The sequence below is a fragment of the Pimelobacter simplex genome (assembly GCF_024662235.1).
Taxonomy (GTDB): Bacteria; Actinomycetota; Actinomycetes; order Propionibacteriales; family Nocardioidaceae; genus Nocardioides.
In genome coordinates this window covers 2,888,888-2,909,470 of the sequence record NZ_CP096276.1, presented here as the reverse complement: position 1 = coordinate 2,909,470, position 20,583 = coordinate 2,888,888, and the positions used below count along the sequence as shown (strand labels likewise).

The following is a 20,583-nucleotide window of genomic DNA, read 5'->3' as shown; positions in this document are numbered from 1 at the left end:
CCTCCGCAGGCCGGAAAACGAACCAGCCGGCCGCAGCACGTGCTGCGACCGGCCGGTGCGAGGTCAGGGGCCGGAGATCAGCCGGTGACCGGGACGTGCGACTCGACGGGCGTCGGGGACGGCGCCTCGCTCGGGCTCTCGCGGTCGGTGGTCACCTCGCCGCAGGTCGCCGAGGCGATCGTGAGGTCGATCTGGCCGAGCAGGTTGAGGTGCAGCGCGTTGACGGTGAAGGTGCCGTCGGCGTTGGCGATCTGCTCGTTGGCCGTGATGGTCACGACGCCGGGGATCTCGACCTTGGCGTTGGGCTCAGTGACCGGGATGTTGACCGGGATGCCCAGTGCCTTCAGGTCGGCGATGGTGGTCTTGCCCGTGTCGCCGGTGCACTCGGCGATGACCGTGCCGGCGTTGACGATCTTGGTCCGGCCGGCCAGCACGTCGCACAGCCCGTTGAGCTGGAGGCTGGTCAGGTTCGACAGGTCGAGGGCGCCGAGCAGGCTCAGGTTGAGCGGGCTGCCGTCGGTGGCGTCGCTGATCGTCTTGAGGACACCGTTGAGCTGGGTCAGCAGCGGGCCGACGACCTGCTGATTGATCGGATCGGTCAGCGGGCCGAGTGCGTCGACGATCGTCTTGCAGACGTTGTCGAGCTGGCTCTTGACGTCGGGGGGCAGCTGCGAGAGCAGGCCGTCGCCCACGCCGAGGCCGGTCACGTTGGCCAAGGCGTTGCCGTTCTTGGCCTTGACCTGGACCACGCCGCCGGAGAGCAGCGGGTTGAGCGTGTCGGTGTCGATCAGCTCGTCGGTGACCTCGGTGCCGTTGGTCGAGACGACCGAAGGGAGCTTGTCGATCGCGGTGTTGTCGGCGATCGTCAGCTCGAGGCCGAAGGCGGACGACGGGTTGCCCGCCGCGGTGGCGGAGCCGCCTCCGAGCAGGGCGACCGAGGCCGCTCCCGTCACGAGCAGGAGAGCGCCGGCCACCGGGGCCAGGTGCCGCTTGATCTTCATGGTGTTCCCTTCATCTTCTTCACTTGCTCGGCAGTCCGGGGGAGGGGCGCCGTCGGGGGTTCGGGGGGAGCGGTCGGTGGTGGGGCCGAGGATCAGTCCTCGTCGACGATCACGGGGGTGCCGATCGGGACGGTGCGGAGCAGCGCGAGGGCGTCATCGGGCACCCGCACGCAGCCGTGGCTGATCGCCTTGCCGAAGACGGCCGGGTCGGTCCAGCCGTGCAGGGCGACCGTGCCCGGGCCGCCGCCGTAGGAGTCGAGGGTGTCGCTGTGGCTGCCCAGCGGCAGGATCACCGGCGAGAACGGCTGCTTGTCGTCGACGATCTGGCCCAGGACGAAGGTGCGTCCCACGGGCGTCGGGGTGCCGGAGGCGCCGACGGCGACCGTCCAGGTGCCGATCAGCTCGCCGTCCTGGACCAGCTCCAGCGAGCGCGCGCCGAGGTGCACGCGGATGACGTACGGGCTGTGCGCCTCGGTCAGGTCGGCGGAGCGGATCCACCCGGTCGAGCCGTTCGGCTTGGACGGCAGCAGCACCTGCACCCAGTCGCGGTTGCGCGTGATCACCGGGAACCAGGCGTCGCCGAACTGCTTCGGGCCGACCTTGCCGAACGCCGTGCCGTCGGGCTCGTCGTACAGCGCGGTCATCCGCTGGGGGTGCACCACGGTGCCCTTGGGCGTCTTCGTGGGCCGGGGGTCCTTCGGCGCGGTCTTGATCGTGCTCATCGTCGAGCTCAGCGGCAGGGACTTCAGCGTGGCCGCCTTGACCGGGGCCGCGCTCGGCCGGGTCGGCGCGTCGTTCCCGCCGTCCTTGAGGACCAGCACCAGGGCCGAGATCGCGAAGAGGAGCGCGACGAGGACCACCGGCCAGCTGCCGCGGTCGCTGCGCGCTGATGGCTGCTCCATGCTCGGTCCCTCCCCGAACTCCCAATTCCCCATGACCCTTCGTGCGGTCCTCCCCGCGCTCTCAACGACGCAGGGGCGACGAAGGTCACGCTCAGGCTCGCCTCAATTCCTCTCCGGGTCACTGAGAGCGGCGCTGGCCGCAGCGCCCGGGGACCTCCTCAGTAGGATCGAGGGCATGGCCGGACGGATTCGTGACGAGGACATCGCCGCGGTCCGTGAGAAGGCCCGGATCGACGAGGTCGTGGCCAGCTATGTCACCCTCCGCAACGCCGGCGGCGGCTCGCTCAAGGGCCTGTGCCCGTTCCACGACGAGAAGTCGCCGTCCTTCCACGTCACGCCCGCCCGCGGCTTCTTCCACTGCTTCGGCTGCCAAGAGGGCGGTGACATCTTCACCTTCCTGATGAAGATCGACGGCCTCACCTTCGGCGAGGCGGTCGAGCGGATGGCCGACAAGTACGGCATCCAGCTGCGCCGCGACGAGTCCGGGTTCGACGAGCAGCGGCCCAAGGGCCCCCAGCGGCGCCGGCTCGTCGAGGCCCACGCGGTCGCCCAGGAGTACTACGCCGAGCAGCTCGGCACCCCCGAGGCGCTCGCGGCCCGTACGTTCCTGGCCGAGCGCGGCTTCGACCAGCAGGCCGCCCTCACCTTCGGCATCGGCTTCGCCCCCCGCGACGGCGAGGCGCTGTGGCGCCACCTGTCGGGGCGCAAGTTCAGCTCCGAGGAGGTCATCGCCGCCGGCCTGGTCGCGATGGGCCGCTCGCTCTACGACCGCTTCCGGGGCCGGCTGCTGTGGCCGATCCGCGAGACCAACGGCGACACCATCGGCTTCGGTGCCCGGCGGATCTTCGACGACGACCGGATCGACGCCAAGTACCTCAACACCCCCGAGACCCCGATCTACAAGAAGAGCCAGGTCCTCTACGGCATCGACCTGGCCCGCAAGTCGATCGCGATGAGCTCCCAGGCGGTCATCGTCGAGGGCTACACCGACGTGATGGCCTGCCACCTCGCCGGCGTCGGTACGGCGGTCGCCACCTGCGGCACCGCCTTCGGCGACGACCACGCCCGGGTGCTGCGCCGCTTCCTCGACGACCACGCCGAGCTGCGCAGCGAGGTGGTCTTCACCTTCGACGGCGACGAGGCCGGCCAGAAGGCCGCGCTGCGCACGTTCGAGGGCGACCAGCGCTTCGTCTCCCAGACCTACGTCGCGGTCGCGCCCGAGGGCATGGACCCCTGCGAGCTGCGGATCAAGGACGGCGACGCCGCGGTGCGCGAGCTCGTCGCCAGCCGCCGCCCGCTCTACCGCTTCGTCCTCGAGAACGTGATCGGCCGCTACGACCTCGACCGCGCCGACAGCCGGGTCGACGCGCTGCGCGAGGGCGCCAAGCTGGTCGCGAGCGTCCGCGACAAGTCCAAGGTCGACGCCTTCGCCCGCGAGCTGGCCGGCATGGTCGGCGTCGACATGGAGCAGGCCCGCGCCGAGGTGCGCCGCGCCGCCGCCCGGGGTCCCGCCCCGGCGTCCGGGGGCCGCGACCGCGCTCCCCAGCACTCCCCGGCGCCCGCCCCGGCCGCGCCGGCGCGCGCCGCCGTACCGGACCTGCGCGACCCGCGCTTCGGCATCGAGCGCGCCACCCTGCGGGTGGTCCTCCAGCACCCGCTCGCCATCGGCCGCACGTCCACCGACATCGGCGCCAACGACTTCACCCACCCGACCTACCGCGCGGTGTGGGAGCTCATCGACGCCGCGGGCGGCACGGTCGCGGGCCAGAACGACCCGGGCTGGGTCTCCAAGATCCGCGAGTCGGCCGGCGAGCCCGAGCTCTCCTCGCTGGTCAGTGCGCTGGCCGTCGAGCCGATCCCGCTGCACCGCGAGGTCGACGCCGGCTACGTGGCCCACCACATCCACCGGCTCCAGGAGCTCACCGTGCTGCGCCGCATCGACGAGGTGCGCTCACGGCTCCAGCGGACCAACCCGCTCGACAACGCCACCGACTACAACAAGATGTTCGGCGAGCTGGCCGCGCTCGAGGAGCGTCGCCGGAACCTGCGCGAGAAGATCGCGGGAGCGCCGTGAGGTTCCCGCCGATCGCCTCGCGCCGCCCGCCGTTCCCCGTCGGACCGGGGGAGCGGCTGCTGGCCTGGGCACCGGTGCGCGCCCCCGCGGAGGGGCAGCCGCACCTGGTCGGCGGCACCCGCGACGCGCTCTACGTGCCCGACCGGATCCCGTGGGAGCAGGTCGCGAGCGCCGACTGGGACAACGAGACCGACACCCTGCGGGTGGTCGAGGTCGGCTCCTTCGGTGAGCCCGCGCCCGTCCACGCCGTCGTCCTCGGCGACGCCGCCCGGCTGCTCCAGCTCGTCCGGGAGCGGGTCACCGCCAGCATCGCCGTCCAGCGCCACGTGCCGGTGGCCGGCCGCCGCTCCGTGCGGATCCTCGCCCGGCGCCCACCGGGCACCCACGCCGAGCTCTCCTGGTTCGTCGAGTACGACGACGGCCTCGACCCCGCCGATCCGGCGGTCGCCGCGGTGGTGCAGGAGGCGCTGGCCCTCGCCCGCGCCGACGTCGGCGAGTGACCCCCCTCGATTTCGGGCCGCGGCGCCGGTCTTGCTAGTGTTTCCCCGCTCCACCGCGAGGCGGAGCAGCAACAATCCCCCGTAGCTCAACTGGCAGAGCATTCGACTGTTAATCGAAGGGTTACTGGTTCGAGTCCAGTCGGGGGAGCAGGTCACGAGGCCCCGTCGGAGTCATCCGGCGGGGCTTCGTCGTTGCCGGGGCCGGTGCGCTGGCAGGAGCCGCGGATCACTGTTGAACGAAGGCAACCAAACCGTGCTCCGCAGCGTCTTAACGACCGTACGGTGTCGCGGTGAACAGGGGAGGAAACGGATGCGTGCGTCCGTCGTGAAGGCGTCGGTGGTCCTGGTGGGGGTCCTCGCGGCGGTGGCGGTGCTGGTGGCGATCCTCCAGGGAGGCGACGGGCCGACCCGTCCGGCCGCCGGGGAGCCGACCCGGTCGGCCGTCGGCCCCGAGGGCGGCGTCGCCCGCCCGCCGGTGCCCTCGATGACGCCGGTGCGGCTGCCCGACAAGCCCAATGTCGTCGTGGTGATGGCCGACGACATGCGCGTCGACGACCTCGCGTTCGCCCCGCACCTGCGCAAGCTCGTCGCGCGCCAGGGGGTCACCTTCGAGAACTCCTTCTCGCCCTACCCCCTGTGCTGCCCGGCCCGGGCGTCGTTCCTGACCGGCGAGTACGCCCACAACCACAAGGTCTTCTGGCACGACCCGCCCTACGGCTACGGCGCCTTCGACGACTCGCGCACGCTCGGGACGTCGATGACCGCGGCCGGCTACCGCACGGGGTTCATCGGCAAGTACCTCAACCGCTACGGCTCGGCGACCTCCAAGGTGAGCGGGGAGCCGTCGTACCGGTTCGTGCCGCCGGGCTGGACCGACTGGCGCGCGGCCGTCGAGAACCCGGGGAACGCCGGCTTCCACGGCCAGACCTACGACTACTTCGACACGCCGTTCAACGTCAACGGCACGATCGACAACCGCTACCGCGGCGTCTACCAGAGCGACGTGATCGGCGACTTCTCCGTCGCGATGGCCCGCCGGTTCGCGGCCAAGCCCGACCCCTTCTTCATGTACGTCAACTACGTCGCTCCGCACCACGGCGGCCCGATCGAGCCCGACGACCCGGCCCGGGTGCGCAGCGCGCGCGGCAACCTGGTCCGGCTGCCCACCCCGGCCCGGCCCGACTGGGTCAAGGGGAAGTTCAACCGGACCATCGACCGCCCCGCCGGGTTCGCCCGCACCGGCAAGGTGCTCGAGCGCGACCGGCACGACAAGCCGATCCCCGTGCAGCGGCGTACCCAGGACCTGGGCCCGCGCGACCGTGCCGCCCTGCGCAATGTCACTCGCCAGCGCGCCGAGGCGGTCCACGTCATGGACCGCAACATCGCCCGGCTGATCCGCGAGCTCAAGCGCTCCGGTGCCTGGGAGAACACGGTCTTCGTGTTCACCTCCGACAACGGCCTGCTGCTGGGCGAGCACGGCTTCCAGATGGTCAAGGTCTGGGCCTACGAGCCGTCGCTGCGCGTCCCGCTGCTGGTGACCGGCCCCGGCCTGCGCACCGAGCAGAAGCGCTACGACCCGATCTCCACGGTCGACCTCAGCGCGACCCTGCTCGACCTCGCCGACGCCGACCCGCCGCGCCCGGCCGACGGCATCAGCCGGGTGCCCACCCTCGAGCAGGGCGACCAAGGCTGGACGACGCCCATCGTCTCGGAGGCGATGAACACCTCGTCGGGCAACGACCCCGCGTTCACCGACCCCCGCACGACGATCGGCATCCGGGTCTCGCGCTACTCCTACACCCGCTTCCGCAACGGCGGCGGCGAGCTCTACGACATGGTCGAGGACCCGCGCCAGGACCACAACGTCTTCCACAACCCGGCCTACGCCGCGGTCCGCGAGGAGCTCGACCGGCTCTGGCCCACGCTCAAGGACTGCGCGGGCGCCACCTGCCGCACGCCGCTGCCGCCCGTGCTCGCCGCCGACGCGGCGACCAACGCGGCCTCGACCGACGCCTACTGGACGGCGATCGACCGCGCCTACGGCTGGCGCTAGCCGTTGGCGGCGCCGCCGCTACTGTCGCTGCTGCTGCTGCTGCCGGACGAACCGCTGCCGTCGCTCTGCCCCTGCTGCTCGGGGACGGTGCCCGGCGGGACCTGGCTGCTCCCCGGAGGCGCGAACCGCAGGCCGTTGCCGTCGCCCATGCCACCGCCGCCACCGCCACCACCGGGGAAGCGGCCGCTGCCGGGGCCCTGCATCCACTCCGGGCGTCCGGAGCGGTCGGGGCCGTCGTCGTGGCCGGCCACGAGCGCCGTACCGGCGCCCGCGCCGGCGCCCAGCACCACCCCGGCCACGCCGACCGCGAGCAGCGAGCGCAGCGTGAAGGCCCGGTCGCGCCAGCGCTGCTTGAGCACGGGGGGCGGTCCGGCCGGGGGCGGGCCCAGGGGAGCGGCCTCGGTGGGGGGAGTGGCCTCGGCCGCGGCGGTGGGCTCGGTGGCCGCGGCGGGCGCGGCGGGCTCGGGGGCCTCGGGCGTGGGGGACTTCTCGTTGTCGGTCATGCAGCCACGGTGGCTCCGCACCCTGTGCGGAGTCTGTGCCCGGCCGATGGGTTGGACATGGAACGACCCCACAAGGTCCTCACAGGAACAGCACAGGTTGGTGGCACAGTCTGGTGCCATGACCGAGTCCGCCACCCGCCCTGACGGTACGCCGCTGCGCGCCCTCGTCGTCGACGACGAGGTCAACATCGCCGAGCTGGTCGCGATGGCGCTGCGCTACGAGGGCTGGGCCGTCGAGACCGCCCACACCGGGGGCGAGGCGGTCGCCGCCGTCCGCGGGCAGAGCCCGGACGTCGTCGTGCTCGACATGATGCTGCCCGACCACGACGGGATGGAGGTCCTGCGCCGGATCCGCGCCGACGATCCGAGCGTCCCGGTGCTCTTCCTCACCGCCCGCGACGCGGTCGAGGACCGGGTCGCCGGGCTGACCGCCGGCGGCGACGACTACGTGACCAAGCCGTTCTCCCTCGAGGAGCTGGTCGCCCGCCTCCGCGCGCTCGTCCGCCGCGCCGGTACCGCCGTCGAGCAGAGCCGGTCCACGCTCGTCGTCGGCGACCTCGTGCTCGACGAGGACAGCCGCGAGGTCACCCGCTCGGGTGCGGAGATCGCGCTGACCGCGACCGAGTTCGAGCTGCTGCGCTACCTGATGCGCAACCCGCGCCGGGTGCTGAGCAAGGCCCAGATCCTCGACCGGGTCTGGAACTACGACTTCGGCGGCCAGGCCAATGTCGTCGAGCTCTACATCTCCTACCTGCGCAAGAAGATCGACGCCGGCCGCGAGCCGATGATCCACACCATGCGCGGCGCGGGCTACGTGCTGAAGCCGGCGGCCGGGTGAGCCCGATGAGCCCGATGAGCCGGATGCACCGGATCACGGAGCGGCTCGTCCCCCGTTCGCTCACCGCGCGCCTGGTCGTGACCGCGGTGACCCTGGTCGCCGTGGTCTCGCTGCTCGTCGGGACGGTGACCACCCTCGGCATGCACGCCTGGCTGACCAGCCGGCTCGACTCCGACGTCGCCGCGCTGGCTCGTCCGGGACCGCGCCCCGCGATGGACCCCTCGTCCGGGCAGCGGGTCTTCGGCGCCGAGGGTGCCATCACGGCCCTGTTCGCCGACACCGACCGCAGGGGCGAGGTGGTCATGCTGACGAGCACCGGTCTCCGGCCGCGCGAGCTCGACGCCGACGTCCTCGACGTCCTCGCCCAGGCACGCAGCGAGCCGAGCACCCTCGACCTGCCGGGGCTCGGCAGCTACCGGGTCCGGAAGGTCCGGACCCAGGTCGACCAGGTGACCATGGTCGTCGGCCTGCCCACCGACACCGTCGACGACGCCACCTCGTCCCTGGTCCGGCTCGAGCTCGTGCTCGGCCTGCTCGCGATCGTCGCGGCGGGCCTGGTCGGCACCGCCGTCGTACGCCGTCAGCTGCGTCCGCTCACCGAGGTCGCCGCGACCGCCCACGCCGTCTCGGAGATCCCGCTCGACGAGGGCGAGATCGGCATCACCGAGCGGGTGCCCGCGCACCTCACCGATCCGCGTACCGAGGCCGGCCAGGTCGGCCTCGCCCTCAACCAGCTCCTCGCGCACGTCGAGTCGTCGCTGTCCGCGCGCCACCGCAGCGAGCAGCAGGTCCGCCAGTTCGTCGCGGACGCCTCCCACGAGCTGCGCACCCCGCTGACCACGATCGCCGGCTACACCGAGCTGGCCCGGCGCCGCGGGGACGCCGACACGTCCGCGGTCGCGCTGGCCAAGGTCGAGGAGGAGGCGGCGCGGATGACCGCGCTCGTCGAGGACCTCCTGCTCCTGGCCCGCCTCGACGCCGGACGCCCGCTCGTCGCCGCGCCGGTCGACCTGACCCGCCTCCTCATCGAAGCGGTGGACGACGCCCGGGTGGTCGCGCCGGACCACCGGTGGCGGATCGTGATGCCGCCCGATGGCGTACCGGTCGAGGTGGTGGGCGACGACAACCGCCTGCACCAGGTGGTGACCAACCTGCTCGCCAACGCCCGCAAGTACACCCCCGCCGGTACGACGGTCACCGTCACCGTCCGCGCCGACGGCTTCGACGTGCACGACGACGGCCCCGGCTTCCCGGCCGAGCTCGTGGGCACCGCGTTCGAGCGGTTCACCCGCGGCGACGCCGCCCGCCACCGCGCCGACGGCGTCGGCCTCGGGCTGGCGCTGGTGCAGGCGATCGTCAGCGCCCACGGGGGTTCCGTGACGCTGCGCAGCATCCGCGGCGACACCCGGATCAGCGTGCGCCTCGGCCGTTCCGCCCCCGGGGCCGGGTCCGGATCCGGGCTCACAGCCTCCTCATAGAGACAAGCGAGGGGTCGCACAGTCCGGGCCGCCAGTGTCGGGCCCGTGATCCGCAAGCTCCTGCGCCCCCCGCGCACTCCCCGCCGGCGCCTCGTCGCCGGCCTGGTCCTGCTCGTCGTCCTCTCGGCCGGAGTCGGCTCCTGGCTCCTGCTGCGCGACGACAGCCCCGCCGCGGCCGCGCCGACCACGGCGACCGTGGCCACCCAGACCCTCCAGCAGACGGTCAGCGCCAGTGGGACCGTGGCCGCCGCGCGGACCGACGAGCTCGGGTTCGACGCGAGCGGCACCGTCACCCACGTGTACGTCGAGCCCGGCGCCAAGGTCCGCAAGGGCCAGCGCCTCGCGGCCATCGACGACGACGTCCTCCAGGCCGAGCTGAGCGCGGCCCGCAGCGCGCTCTCCGCCGCCCGGACCGCCCGCTCCGAGCACGTCTCCGACGGCGCCTCGGACGAGCAGCTCGCCGCGGACGACGCCGCGGTCCTGGCCGCCGAGTCCAGTCTCGCGCAGGCCGAGGACGCCGCCGCCGGCGCGGTCCTGCGCGCCACCGCCAAGGGCACCGTCACCGCCGTCGGCCTCGCCGTCGGCGACACCGTCGGCGGCTCCGCGAGCCCGTCGGGCGGCGGCTCGTCCGACAGCGGCAGCGGCAGCGGCAGCGGCAGCGGCAGCGACACGGCCACGATCACCGTCGTCTCCAGCGGTCGTTTCGTCGTCGAGGCCACGGTCGCCAGCGGCGACGTCGGCAAGCTGAAGAAGGGCCTCCAGGCGACCCTCACCGTCAGCGGCATCGACGAGCCCGTCTACGGCACCGTCTCCGAGGTCGGCCTCGTCGCCGAGGCCGACGCCAACGGCGCCGCCGCCTTCCCGGTGACCATCGAGGTCACCGACCAGCGCGACGACCTCTTCGGCGGCACCTCCGCCGACGTCTCGATCGTGGTCAGCAGCCGCGCCGACGTCCTCACCGTCGACAGCCGCGCCGTGCGCACCGACGGCGACCAGACCTACGTCGAGAAGGTCACCGACCCCGCCACCGGCGCCACCACCCGCACCGACGTCGAGCTGGGCGAGACCAGCGGGCTCGTCACCGAGGTCGTCTCGGGACTGCAGGCCGGCGACGTCGTCTCGGTGCCCTCCTTCTCGGGTCCCGGCGGCGGGGGCGGCGGCAACCTGGACCAGGCGCCGCAGCGGATGCGCGACTTCCAGCAGGGCGGCGTCGTCATCCCCGGCGGCGGGGTACCCCCGGCCGGCTTCGGCGGTGGCCAGTGAGCGCGCTCATCGAGCTGTCCGGCGTCCGCAAGACCTACCGCTCCGGCAGCGTCGAGTTCGAGGCCCTGCGCGGCATCGAAACGACGATCGCCGAGGGGGAGTACGCCGCCGTGATCGGCCCCTCCGGCTCCGGCAAGTCGACGCTGATGAACATCCTCGGCTGCCTCGACGTCCCGACCGAGGGTCACTACGTCCTCGCCGGCGAGGACACCTCCGCGCTGGACGAGGCCGCGCTCGCCGCGATCCGCAACCGCCGGATCGGGTTCGTCTTCCAGCAGTTCCACCTGCTCGCCTCGATGCCCGCGTGGCGCAACGTCGAGCTCCCCCTCGTCTACGCCGGCGTCCCGCGCGCCGAGCGCCGCGAGCGCGCCGTCGCCGCCCTCACCCGAGTCGGCCTCGCCGACCGCGTGGAGAACCGGCCCGGCCAGCTCTCCGGCGGCCAGCAGCAGCGCGTCGCCGTCGCCCGGGCCCTGGTCACCGAGCCGGACCTGCTCCTCGCCGACGAGCCCACCGGCAACCTCGACTCCGCCTCGACCCGCGACGTGCTCGGGCTCTTCGACGAGCTGCACGCCGCCGGGCGCACCATCGTGCTCATCACCCACGAGCCGGACGTCGCCGCCCGCGCCCAGCGCAACCTGGTCATCGACGACGGCCTGATCACCACCGACCGGCGTACCTCCGCCGGCAGCGGGCTGGCAGGCGCCCGATGAGCTGGTGGGAGACGGTCCGCTCGGGACTGGGCGCGATCCGCGCGCACCGCCTGCGTTCGGCGCTGACCGTGCTCGGCATCGTCATCGGCATCTCGTCGGTGATCCTCACCGTCGGCCTCGGCCAGGGCGCCCAGCGCGAGGTCGCGGACCAGATCGACGCGCTCGGCTCGAACCTCCTCATCGTCTCGCCCGGCAGCAGCACCGACGCCGGGACCGGCCGCCGGGGCGGGTTCGGCTCGGCCTCGACCCTGACCGGCGCCGACGCGACCGCGCTGACCGACCCGGACGCCGTACCGGATGCGGCGGCGGTGGCCCCCGCGACCAACGGCTCGGTCTCGCTCGTCAACGGCGACACCAACTGGACCACCTCGCTCGTCGGTACGACGCCCGCCTGGCCCCAGGTGCGCAGCCGCGAGCTCTCCGCGGGCCGGTTCTTCACCGCCGACGAGGCCGCCCGTGCCGCCGACGTCGTGGTGATCGGCGCCGACACCGCCTCGGAGCTGTTCGGCCCGCGCAGCCCCGTCGGGCAGCAGGTCACCGTCAACGGCGCCCGGCTCACCGTGATCGGCGTGCTCACCGCGTCCGGCTCCACCGCGACCGGCACCAGCGAGGACGACCAGGCCGTCGTCCCGCTGGGCACGGCGAGCCGGCTCACCGGCAGCACCGCGGACACGGTCTCGACCATCTACGTCGAGGCGTCCAGCGAGAAGACCCTCGCGGCGGCGTACCAGGAGGTGCAGGCGCTCCTCGCCACCCGGCACGGCGTGACGACCGCCGACGCGGACTTCTCCATCGCCACCCAGGAGTCGCTCGTCGAGACCGCGAACCAGACCAACCGCACCTTCACCGTGCTCCTCGGCGGCGTCGCCGGGATCTCCCTGCTCGTCGGCGGGATCGGCGTCATGAACATCATGCTCGTCTCGGTCACCGAACGGGTCCGCGAGATCGGCCTGCGCAAGGCGCTCGGCGCGACCCCGCGGGCGATCCGGCGCCAGTTCCTCGTCGAGGCCTCCCTGCTCGGCCTGACCGGTGGCCTCGTCGGCGTCCTCATCGGCGTCGTCGGCGCCCAGGTCCTGCCGCACTTCATCGACCAGGCCGTGGCGGTCTCGCTGCTCGCCACCGGCGCCGCCCTCGCCACCGCGCTCGCGCTCGGCGTCGGCTTCGGCGTCTACCCGGCCACCCGCGCGGCCCGGCTCACGCCGATCGACGCGCTCCGCAGCGAATGACCGACCCCGCCCGACCCCGCCCGTCCCGCTCTTCCCGCTCTTCCCGCTCTCCCAGGAGGCCCGCATGACCTCGATCCCGATCCGTACCGACCGGCCCGTCGCCCTGCTCGCGACCGGCGCCTTCATGGCGCTGGTGCTCGCCGGGTGCGGCAGCGACGACGGCGCCACCCCGGCCGCGGCCGGCACCGCCGGTGCCCGTACCGACGTGCTCGGGGAGGCGCCCGCCGGCGCTGTGCGCCCCGGTACGTCCGGGCAGATCGCCGCCGTCGACGGCAAGGTGCTCCAGGTCCGCAGCCCGATGTCCGGCCAGGTCGCCGTCACCGTGACCGACCAGACCAAGGTGACCGACCAGGTCGCCGGGACGTACGCCGACGTCACCGTCGGCGCCTGCGTCGTGGTGCGCTCGGCCGCCGACCCGGCCTCGGCCTCTGCCTCCGCCGGGTCCGGCACCGACACCGAGACCGCGACCACGGCGTCCGCGGTCGCCGTCCAGGCGTCGGGCGACGACGGGTGCACCGGACCGGGCGCGGGCGGGGGCGGGGGCCAACGCCCCAGCGGCATGCCCACCGACCGTCCGACCGAGCGCCCCAGCGACCTGCCCAGCGACCTGACCGGCGGCGCGCCCGGCCGGATGGGCGGGGTCGCCTTCGGCGTCCGCGGCGAGGTGACGTCCGTGGCCGACGGCAGCTTCGTGGTGACCAGCCCCGGCCCTGACGGCGACCGGACGGTCACCGTCACCGTCGACAGCACCACGACCTACACCCACCAGGCCGCCGCGACCGCCGCCGCGCTCACCCAGGGCCGCTGCGTCCAGGTGTCGGGCGACGCGGACGACACCGGCGCCGTCACCGCGACCGCCATCCAGGTCAGCGACGCCGTGGAGGACCAGTGCGGACGCTGAGCCCCCGCCGGGTCGTCGTACCGCTCGCGGTCCTGGCCGTGCTCGGTACCGGCTTCGCGGCCTACGGCGCCACCACGGGCTCCGCGCCGTCGTACCGGACCGTGGTCGCGCGCGTCGCCGACGTCGAGCAGGTCCTCGACCTGTCCGGCACGATCGAGCCGAGCGGCCGATCCGACCTGTCCTTCGGTACCGACGGGCGCACCGCCGCCGTCCGTACCGCCGTCGGCCGCAAGGTCGAGCAGGGCGACGTCATCGCCGTCCTGGACCGTACGTCGCTGCGCGCCGCCGTCGACCGGGCCGTCTCCGACCTCGCCGCGGCGAAGGCCCGGCTCGCCGAGGACCGCGCCGCGCAGACCTCCGCCGTCGCCGCCGACGCGGATGCGGGCTCCAGCTCTGGCTCCGGCTCCGGTTCTGGCTCGGCGGGCGGCGGCCAGGGCAGCGGCAAGACACCCAACCCGGCGCTGGCGAAGCTCACTCAGCAGCAGGACGCGGTCCTCGCCGCCCAGACCGCCGCCAGTACGGCGCTCGCCGCCTCCGCCGCCGCCCTGACCACCCAGCAGGAGGCCTGCGCCGCGTCCGAGCCGGCCGGCGGGACCCCCACCGACCAGTCCGCCGACCAGTCCGCCGACCAGTCCGCCGACCAGCCCACCGACCAGCCCGCCGCGGACGGCGTGAGCGAGGCCTGCGCCACCGCCCTGGCCGCCGTGCAGTCGGCCCAGGCGAAGACCGCCGACGCCCAGCAGTCCCTCCAGGTCGCCCTCCTCGCCCTCGGCAAGACGCTGAGCGCCGCCGCTGCCGACGCGTCCAAGCCCACCCAGACCCCGACCCAGACCCCCACCCAGACGCCGACCCAGCAACCGGCCGCATCCCCGGAGGCCACCCCCTCCGGCGCGACCCGCACCGTCACCGCCGCCACCCTCGCCGACGACCAGGCGAGCATCGACCGCGCCCGCGCCGACCTGACCCAGGCCCGCGCGAACCTCCGCGCGGCCGTGGTCCGCGCCCCGGCCGACGGGACCGTGACCTCCCTGGGCGTCGCCGCCGGCGACCAGGTCGCCGCAGGCGACACCGTCGCCTCGGTGGTCGCGCCGGGCCTGACCACGGTCACCCTCCAGGTGAGCAAGGACCAGGCCGCCCGGCTCCAGGTCGGCGCCACGGTCCAGGTGACCCCGGCCGGCGCGAGCGATCCGCTGGCCGGTGAGATCAGCCGGGTCGCGCACCTGCCCACGGCCTCGAGCGACAGCAGCGCCGACCCGACGTACGCCGTCCAGGTCACCCTCGACCAGCGCGACCTCGCGCTGCCCGAGGGACTCCCCGCGAGCATCGCCGTCGTGGTCGGCAAGGCCGACGACGTCGTCACCGTCCCGGCCTCGGCCCTCACCGACGGCACGGTCCAGGTGGTGCGCGACGGCAAGGCGGAGCGGGTCCGGGTGACGACCGGGGTCGTCGGCAGCACCGACGTGCAGGTCGTGGACGGCCTGGACGCCGGTGACCGCGTGGTGCTCGCCGACCTCGACGCCGAGGTGCCGACGGGGGACTCCGAGCAGCGGGGGATCGGCGGCTTCGGCGGAGGTCCGGGCGGCAGCGTCCGGATCAGCGGGCCCGGCGGGATGATGGTGCCGGCCCGCTGAGGAGGGGCGCGCGGGGAAACCCGGTGGCGCCGCGTCCCGCCGTGAGTCACGCTGCCGCCATGACCACCACCACCTGGACGAGCGCGATCTGGGGCACGGCCGCGTTCCGTGCCGAGCTGCGCGACTTCGTGTCCGGTGCGGTCGGCGAGCCGGACCGGATCGAGCTCGTCGCCCACCGGCCGTGGTCGGCGGTGTGGCGGGTCACGGCGGCGGGGCGGACGTCGTACGCCAAGCAGAACTGTCCGGGCCAGGCCCACGAGGCCCGCCTCCAGGTCGAGCTGGCCCGCTGGGTCCCGTCGTACGTCGCCCCGGTGCTGGCCGCCGATCCCGTCCGCGACCTGCTCCTCACCGCCGACCTCGGCCCCACCCTGGCTGCCCGCGGCGGCATCGCCGACATCGCCACCTGGTGCCGCATCGTCCGCACGGGCGCCGAGCTCCAGCGCCTCCTCGTCCCGCGCGCGGCCGGCCTCGGCCTGACCCGGATGCTGCCCACCGACGCCACGACGTACGTCGCCGACGCGGTCGGCCGCCTCGGCGCGCTCCCGCCCGGCGACCCCCGCCGCCTCGCGCCCGCGGCGGCTGCCCACCTCGAGGTGCTGCTGCCCGCCGTCGACCGCTGGGCCGACCAGGTCGACGACCTGGGCCTGCCCCTGACCCTGCTCCACAACGACCTGCACGCGGCCAACGTGGTCGCCGGCCCCGACGGCCTGCGCCTCCTCGACTTCGCCGACGCCGTCCTCGGCGACCCCCTCGCCGCGCTGACCGTCCCCCTCACCATGGCCCAGCGCGAGCTCGGCCTGGCTCCCGACGACCGCGGCCTGCGCCGGATCGCCGACGCCGCGATCGACGTCTGGACCGATATCGCCCCGGCCCCCGCCCTCCGCGCCGTCCTCCCCGCCGCCCTCCAGCTCGGCCGCCTGGCCAAGGTCGAGTCGTGGCGCCGCTGCGTCGCGACGATGACGCCGGGCGAGCGCCTGGTCGACGGCGCCGCACCCGCCGAGCGGCTGGCCCGCCTCCTGGAGCCGACGCCGATCACGCCCGCGGCCCCACTAGGGTGAGGGCGCACCAGGGGCGGTAGCTCAGTCGGTCAGAGCAGAGGACTCATAATCCTTGGGTCGTGGGTTCGAGCCCCACCCGCCCTACCCAGGCCGTCGTTTTCGGGCCACACTCGTCGGGTGACCCCCGCGACCGTGCTCCTGCTGGCGGCATTGGCCGCCCCGCTCGTCGCCCTGGCCGGCCTCACCGCCGCTGGCGAGCGCCGCCGCTCGCCCCGGTGGGACGTCGCCGTCGTGGCCGGGCTGTTCTTCCCGGTCACCTGGGCGGTCTGGTACGTCCGCGACGGCCGCTGACTACTCGCCCCACCCCATCGGGAACACCTCGAACGGCGCCGCGAACGTGACGCCGAGGCGGCTGCCGGTGGCGCGGGCCATGCCCTCGAGGAACTCCCGCGGGTCCCAGTTCTCCCACCCCAACCCGTCGATGTACGCCGCGTGCGCCTCGAGGGAGGTCACGCCGGCGTCGAAGGTGGCGGTCGTGTCGACCGCGTGGGTCGACTCGGGGGAGCCGAAGGCCCAGACCTCGCGGACGCCGCCCCAGGGATCGAGGCCGTCGGTGAGCTGGTCGGCGAAGACCCACCGGTTCCCCGCGTCCCGTACGGCGTCCAGCACCGCGCGCCCCACCGCGATGTGGTCGGCCTGGTTGAGGTTGCGCCCGCCCCAGGTGTCGCGGAAGTTGCCGGTGATCACGATGTCCGGCCGGTGCCGGCGGACCGACTCGGCGATCACGGCGCGCAGCGCGACGCCGTACTCGAGGACGCCGTCGGGCTGGTGCAGGAAGTCGACGACGTCGACGCCGACGACCGCGGCGGAGCGGACCTGCTCCTCCTCGCGCACGGCGCGGCAGGCGTCGGGGGCGAGGCCGTCGATGCCGGCCTCGCCGCTGGTGACCATGCAGTAGACGACGTTCTTGCCCTGGCCGGTCCAGCGCGCGACCGCGGCGGCGGCGCCGAACTCCATGTCGTCGGGGTGCGCGACGACGCACAGGGCGCGCTCCCAGTCCTCGTTCAGCGGGTCCAGCGGGGCGGGGGTCTCGGCCATGGAGCGAGCATCTCAGCCCGGGCGGCCGGGCGCCACGCCCTACGCTGGCGCCCGTGATCAAGTACCTCGGCTCGAAGCGCACGCTCGTGCCCGTGCTGGGGGAGATGGCCGTGGCGACGGGTGCGCGGACGGCCGTCGACCTGTTCACCGGTACGACGCGCGTCGCCCAGGAGTTCAAGCGGCGGGGGATCGAGGTGACGGCGGCCGACCTGGCGTCGTACTCGGCGGTGCTGAGCGACTGCTTCATCGCGACCGATGCCGACGCGGTCGACCTCGACGCGCTGGACGCCGAGCTGGCCCGGCTCGACGCGGTCACGGGGAGGAGTGGCTACGTCACCGAGACGTTCTGCGAGCGGGCGCGCTTCTTCCAGCCCAAGAACGGCCGCCGGATCGACGCGATCCGCGACGCGATCGAGCGCGACCACCCCGAGGGGAGCCCGCTGCGGCCGGTGCTGCTGACGAGCCTGATGCTCGCCGCGGACCGGGTCGACTCGACCACGGGCGTGCAGATGGCCTACCTCAAGCAGTGGGCGCCGCGCGCGCACGCCGACCTCCGGCTGCGCCGTCCCGATCTCCTCCCCGGCCCCGGTACGACGCAGCGCGGTGACGCGATGGTCCTCGTCGACGACCTGCCGGCCACCGACCTCGCCTACGTCGACCCGCCCTACAACCAGCACCGCTACTTCGCGAACTACCACATCTGGGAGACCCTCGTCCGCTGGGACGCCCCCGAGCACTACGGCATCGCGTGCAAGCGCGTCGACGTGCGCGAGCGGCGCAGCGTCTTCAACAGCCGCCGGACGATGCCGGCCGCGCTCGCCGACCTGCTCGGCCGGCTGCGGGCCGAGGTGGTCGTGGTGTCCTACAACGACGAGGCGTGGGTGACGCCCGACGAGATGACCCGGTTCCTGCGCGATGCGGGCCATGCCGAGGTCGCGCTGCTGGCCTTCGACAGCAAGCGGTACGTCGGCGCGCAGATCGGCATCCACAACGCCGCCGGCAAGCGGGTCGGCGAGGTCGGCCGGCTGCGCAACGTGGAGTACCTCTTCGTCGCCGGTCCTCCCGACCGGGTCGCGGCCGCGGTCAGCGCTGGCGAGCCGTCGCTCCCGCGATGAGCAGGCGCTCGCCGCGCTGAACCAGCTGCAAGGTGATGTCCTCGGTCCGCCGTACGCCGCCGGGCAGGGCGTAGCGGTAGGTGTAGCGCACCGACAGCGTCTCCGGCTCGGCCGCGAGCGCGAGGATCTCGGGCTCGCTGATCGCCGCCCACACGTCGCGGTAGCGCGGGCTGCGTGCCTGGTAGTCCCGGGTGAGCAGCGCGTAGCCGCGGTCGGGGTCGGCGCTGGCCAGCGTCACGTAGTCCCGGGCGAACCGCTCGAGCTCGGCGGCGGTCGGGGGCTCGGTGGAGGGTGCGGCCGCCGGCTGCCGCTCCGGTCCCGGGCTCGTGTCCCCGGTGGCCGGCGGGGTGGTGGGAGCGGTGGCCGGCGGCTCGTCGTCCCCGCCGCCGGTGAGGAGCAGCGTCGCGCCGACCGCTCCGAGCGCCGCGATCGCGACGACGCCCGCCAGCACCAGCCCGGCCCCGGCGCGACGGCGCCGTACCGGCGGCGGGGGAGCGATGCGGGCGCGCAGGTAGGCCACGATCTCCTCGGCGCTGGGCCGCTCGGCCGGGTCCGGCCGGAGCGCGAGCTCGATCACCGGCGCCAGCCACCCGGCCCGGCGCGGGACCACGTCCCCGGTCGAGGCGAGCTGCCCGGTGGTCGCGTGCAGGAGCAGGGCGCCGAGCGCCCACACGTCCGCGGCCGGACCGGGGACCGCGTCGTGCGGAGCCAGTCGTGGGTCCGCGGAGACGGCACCGTGCACCCGGCCCTCGGCATGGGCGGACGCCACGGCCTCGGCGACGGGCAGTACCCGGCGCGCCGCGTCGTCGTCCTCGCTCACCGAGCCAACGTAACCTCTTGGTGAGGGTTCGCGCGACGAGATCAGGAGGCGTCGTCGATGAGGAGCGTGCCGTCCTGGTCGACCAGGTGCAGCGTCACCCGCTCGGCGACCCGCCCCTTGCCGGGGAAGGTGTAGCGGTACTCGTAGGTCACCGTCATCGCCGCCGGATCGGCCTCGACCGAGTCGAACCGGGGGTTCTTCATCCGCCCCCAGAAGTCGCGGTAGGTGGGGCTGCGCTCCTGGTAGGCGGGGGTCAGCATCGCGAACCCGGCACCGGGGTCCTCGTCCGCCGTGGCGACGTACTGGCGAGCGAACGCGATGAGCGTCTCCCGGCTCGGCGGCTCGGGCGACGCCGTCGAGGGCGGCGGCGTGGTCGCCGTCGTCCCGGGGTCGCGACCGGCCGCGGGCGGGTCGTCGTCGCCGCGGGTCGCCAGCAGCACACCGCCGAGGACCACGACCAGCACGGCCGCCACGGCCAGCGCCGCGATCAGCCCGACCGGCCGGCGGCGGGGGGCAGCCGGCGCGGCCGGGGCCGCTGCGACCGGCGCCAGGTACGACGTCTGCTCCGCGAGCGTCTCGACCCGCGCCAGGTGGTCGCGCACCGCCGCCATCGAGGGCCGCGCCGCGGGGTCCTTCGTCATCGCCGCCGCGATGAGCGGGCGCAGCCAGCCGGCCGACTCGGGCAGCGGCGGGTCCTCGTGCGCGATCCGGTAGACGACGGCCAGCGGACCGTTGTCCCGGTCGTCGTGGTGGTACGGCGGCCGCGCGGTCAGCAGGTGCACGAGCGTGGCGCCGAACGCCCAGACGTCGCTGGCCGGCGTCGCCTGCGCGCCGGTCGCGACCTCCGGGGCGAGGTACGCCGGGGAGCCGGTGACGAGCCCGGTCCGGGTCAGCGTCGCGTCCTCGGCCCCGCGGGCGATGCCGAAGTCGGAGAGCTTCGCGCTCCCGTCGGACCCGGTCAGGATGTTCGACGGCTTCACGTCGCGGTGCACGATCCCGAGCGCGTGCGCCTGGACCAGGGCGTCGGCGACGGGCGCGAGCAGCTGGGCGGCGGCGTCGGGGGAGAGGGGGCCGTGCTCGCGGACCGCGGCCGAGAGGGCGGGGCCGTCGACGTACTCCATGACGAGCCAGGTGCCGTCGGGATCGGTGACCAGGTCGTAGACGGCGACCACGTGGGGGTGGTGCACCTGCGCGGCCAGTCGTGCCTCGCGCTCGGCGCGCACGGCGTCGTCGACGCCGGCGATCGTGCCGATCCGCTTGAGCGCGACCCGGCGGTCCAGGACCTCGTCGTGCGCCATCCAGACCGCGCCGCCGGCGCCTTGGCCGACCGCCCTCCCCAGGGTATAGCGCCCCGCAATCCTTTGGTTGGTCATCGTGCTCGCAACGTACCCGGGTCCACCGAGTCGAACCCAGTGGGCCCGGGCACCGCCGATGGGGCACCCTTGGAGGCGGGACCGGACCCGGTCCCGCCT

At 74.2% G+C, this 20,583-nt stretch carries 19 protein-coding genes and 2 tRNA genes; 15 read left to right on the top strand and 6 right to left on the bottom strand.

Annotated elements, in window-relative coordinates; all coding sequences use genetic code 11:
• Positions 1 to 77: 77 nt before the first annotated feature.
• A complete protein-coding gene (locus M0M48_RS14290) occupies positions 78 to 1,001 on the bottom strand; it encodes a choice-of-anchor P family protein (RefSeq protein ID WP_257751654.1) in 924 nt (307 codons plus the stop codon).
• 92 nt (positions 1,002 to 1,093) lie between these two features.
• Positions 1,094 to 1,903 (bottom strand): L,D-transpeptidase, encoded by an 810-nt coding sequence (locus M0M48_RS14285; RefSeq protein WP_257751653.1) that lies wholly within the window; start codon positions 1,901 to 1,903, stop codon positions 1,094 to 1,096.
• Between the two features lie 175 nt (positions 1,904 to 2,078).
• Here M0M48_RS14285 and dnaG point away from each other — a divergent pair, with 175 nt between their 5' ends.
• The 4 genes from dnaG to M0M48_RS14265 all read left to right on the top strand — a co-directional run bounded on the left by dnaG (position 2,079) and on the right by M0M48_RS14265 (position 6,530).
• Positions 2,079 to 3,977, top strand: coding sequence for a DNA primase (gene dnaG / locus M0M48_RS14280; RefSeq protein ID WP_215816800.1), 1,899 nt, complete (start codon positions 2,079 to 2,081; stop codon positions 3,975 to 3,977).
• The gene (locus M0M48_RS14275; RefSeq protein ID WP_215816799.1) at positions 3,974 to 4,477 is read left to right on the top strand and encodes a hypothetical protein; all 504 of its coding nucleotides are present in this window, start codon (positions 3,974 to 3,976) and stop codon (positions 4,475 to 4,477) included. Before dnaG ends, M0M48_RS14275 begins: the two co-directional genes overlap by 4 nt.
• A 75-nt stretch (positions 4,478 to 4,552) precedes the next feature.
• Positions 4,553 to 4,625, top strand: a tRNA-Asn gene (locus tag M0M48_RS14270).
• Between the two features lie 162 nt (positions 4,626 to 4,787).
• Entirely contained in the window at positions 4,788 to 6,530 is a 1,743-nt protein-coding gene (locus tag M0M48_RS14265) for a sulfatase family protein (protein ID WP_257751652.1), read from the top strand.
• Here the strand turns inward: M0M48_RS14265 and M0M48_RS14260 are convergent.
• Positions 6,527 to 7,033, bottom strand: a complete 507-nt coding sequence (locus M0M48_RS14260) for a hypothetical protein (RefSeq protein WP_257751651.1) — start codon at positions 7,031 to 7,033, stop codon at positions 6,527 to 6,529. The genes M0M48_RS14265 and M0M48_RS14260 overlap by 4 nt on opposite strands.
• Before the next feature lie 118 nt (positions 7,034 to 7,151).
• Between M0M48_RS14260 and M0M48_RS14255 the strand changes: the two genes are divergently transcribed.
• The 10 genes from M0M48_RS14255 to M0M48_RS14210 all read left to right on the top strand — a co-directional run bounded on the left by M0M48_RS14255 (position 7,152) and on the right by M0M48_RS14210 (position 16,429).
• Positions 7,152 to 7,871 (top strand): response regulator transcription factor, encoded by a 720-nt coding sequence (locus M0M48_RS14255; protein WP_257751650.1) that lies wholly within the window; start codon positions 7,152 to 7,154, stop codon positions 7,869 to 7,871.
• Positions 7,872 to 7,876: 5 nt separating this feature from the next.
• Entirely contained in the window at positions 7,877 to 9,349 is a 1,473-nt protein-coding gene (locus M0M48_RS14250) for a sensor histidine kinase (RefSeq protein ID WP_257751649.1), read from the top strand.
• 45 nt (positions 9,350 to 9,394) lie between these two features.
• Positions 9,395 to 10,612: an efflux RND transporter periplasmic adaptor subunit gene (locus M0M48_RS14245; protein ID WP_257751648.1), complete on the top strand. Its 1,218-nt coding sequence runs from the start codon at positions 9,395 to 9,397 to the stop codon at positions 10,610 to 10,612.
• Positions 10,609 to 11,322, top strand: coding sequence for an ABC transporter ATP-binding protein (locus tag M0M48_RS14240; RefSeq protein WP_257751647.1), 714 nt, complete (start codon positions 10,609 to 10,611; stop codon positions 11,320 to 11,322). The genes M0M48_RS14245 and M0M48_RS14240 overlap by 4 nt, the downstream gene beginning before the upstream one ends.
• Positions 11,319 to 12,548 carry an ABC transporter permease gene (locus M0M48_RS14235; protein ID WP_257751646.1) on the top strand — a complete coding sequence of 410 codons (1,230 nt, stop codon included), beginning with the start codon at positions 11,319 to 11,321 and terminating at the stop codon, positions 12,546 to 12,548. The genes M0M48_RS14240 and M0M48_RS14235 overlap by 4 nt, the downstream gene beginning before the upstream one ends.
• A gap of 64 nt (positions 12,549 to 12,612) precedes the next feature.
• Positions 12,613 to 13,449: a DUF5666 domain-containing protein gene (locus tag M0M48_RS14230; protein WP_257751645.1), complete on the top strand. Its 837-nt coding sequence runs from the start codon at positions 12,613 to 12,615 to the stop codon at positions 13,447 to 13,449.
• Positions 13,437 to 15,080, top strand: coding sequence for an efflux RND transporter periplasmic adaptor subunit (locus M0M48_RS14225; protein WP_257751644.1), 1,644 nt, complete (start codon positions 13,437 to 13,439; stop codon positions 15,078 to 15,080). Before M0M48_RS14230 ends, M0M48_RS14225 begins: the two co-directional genes overlap by 13 nt.
• A 59-nt stretch (positions 15,081 to 15,139) precedes the next feature.
• Positions 15,140 to 16,138, top strand: a complete 999-nt coding sequence (locus M0M48_RS14220) for an aminoglycoside phosphotransferase family protein (protein ID WP_257751643.1) — start codon at positions 15,140 to 15,142, stop codon at positions 16,136 to 16,138.
• A 10-nt stretch (positions 16,139 to 16,148) separates the two neighbouring features.
• Positions 16,149 to 16,222 (top strand) — tRNA-Ile (locus M0M48_RS14215).
• Between the two features lie 33 nt (positions 16,223 to 16,255).
• Positions 16,256 to 16,429, top strand: coding sequence for a hypothetical protein (locus M0M48_RS14210; RefSeq protein WP_215816787.1), 174 nt, complete (start codon positions 16,256 to 16,258; stop codon positions 16,427 to 16,429).
• Here the strand turns inward: M0M48_RS14210 and M0M48_RS14205 are convergent, their stop codons facing one another.
• Positions 16,430 to 17,176 carry a PIG-L deacetylase family protein gene (locus M0M48_RS14205; RefSeq protein ID WP_257751642.1) on the bottom strand — a complete coding sequence of 249 codons (747 nt, stop codon included), beginning with the start codon at positions 17,174 to 17,176 and terminating at the stop codon, positions 16,430 to 16,432.
• A 53-nt stretch (positions 17,177 to 17,229) separates the two neighbouring features.
• On the opposite strand from M0M48_RS14205, the gene M0M48_RS14200 reads away from it, so the two are divergent.
• Entirely contained in the window at positions 17,230 to 18,291 is a 1,062-nt protein-coding gene (locus tag M0M48_RS14200) for a DNA adenine methylase (protein ID WP_257751641.1), read from the top strand.
• On the opposite strand, the gene M0M48_RS14195 is transcribed toward M0M48_RS14200, so the two are convergent.
• Entirely contained in the window at positions 18,260 to 19,111 is an 852-nt protein-coding gene (locus M0M48_RS14195) for a hypothetical protein (RefSeq protein WP_257751640.1), read from the bottom strand. The two genes, M0M48_RS14200 and M0M48_RS14195, sit on opposite strands and share 32 nt — an antisense overlap.
• A 41-nt stretch (positions 19,112 to 19,152) precedes the next feature.
• Entirely contained in the window at positions 19,153 to 20,484 is a 1,332-nt protein-coding gene (locus M0M48_RS14190; protein WP_257759337.1) for a serine/threonine-protein kinase, read from the bottom strand.
• Between the last annotated feature and the right edge of the window lie 99 nt (positions 20,485 to 20,583).

Bases quoted from the DNA above. Each gene is read 5' to 3' on its own strand.
- M0M48_RS14255 (WP_257751650.1), top strand. From the start codon at position 7,152: ATGACCGAGTCCGCCACCCGCCCTGACGGTACGCCGCTGCGCGCCCTC.
- M0M48_RS14205 (WP_257751642.1), bottom strand. From the start codon at position 17,176: ATGGCCGAGACCCCCGCCCCGCTGGACCCGCTGAACGAGGACTGGGAG.
- M0M48_RS14285 (WP_257751653.1), bottom strand. From the start codon at position 1,903: ATGGAGCAGCCATCAGCGCGCAGCGACCGCGGCAGCTGGCCGGTGGTC.
- M0M48_RS14190 (WP_257759337.1), bottom strand. From the start codon at position 20,484: ATGACCAACCAAAGGATTGCGGGGCGCTATACCCTGGGGAGGGCGGTC.
- M0M48_RS14290 (WP_257751654.1), bottom strand. From the start codon at position 1,001: ATGAAGATCAAGCGGCACCTGGCCCCGGTGGCCGGCGCTCTCCTGCTC.
- M0M48_RS14235 (WP_257751646.1), top strand. From the start codon at position 11,319: ATGAGCTGGTGGGAGACGGTCCGCTCGGGACTGGGCGCGATCCGCGCG.
- M0M48_RS14220 (WP_257751643.1), top strand. From the start codon at position 15,140: ATGACCACCACCACCTGGACGAGCGCGATCTGGGGCACGGCCGCGTTC.
- dnaG (WP_215816800.1), top strand. From the start codon at position 2,079: ATGGCCGGACGGATTCGTGACGAGGACATCGCCGCGGTCCGTGAGAAG.
- M0M48_RS14250 (WP_257751649.1), top strand. From the start codon at position 7,877: ATGAGCCCGATGAGCCGGATGCACCGGATCACGGAGCGGCTCGTCCCC.
- M0M48_RS14260 (WP_257751651.1), bottom strand. From the start codon at position 7,033: ATGACCGACAACGAGAAGTCCCCCACGCCCGAGGCCCCCGAGCCCGCC.
- M0M48_RS14265 (WP_257751652.1), top strand. From the start codon at position 4,788: ATGCGTGCGTCCGTCGTGAAGGCGTCGGTGGTCCTGGTGGGGGTCCTC.
- M0M48_RS14230 (WP_257751645.1), top strand. From the start codon at position 12,613: ATGACCTCGATCCCGATCCGTACCGACCGGCCCGTCGCCCTGCTCGCG.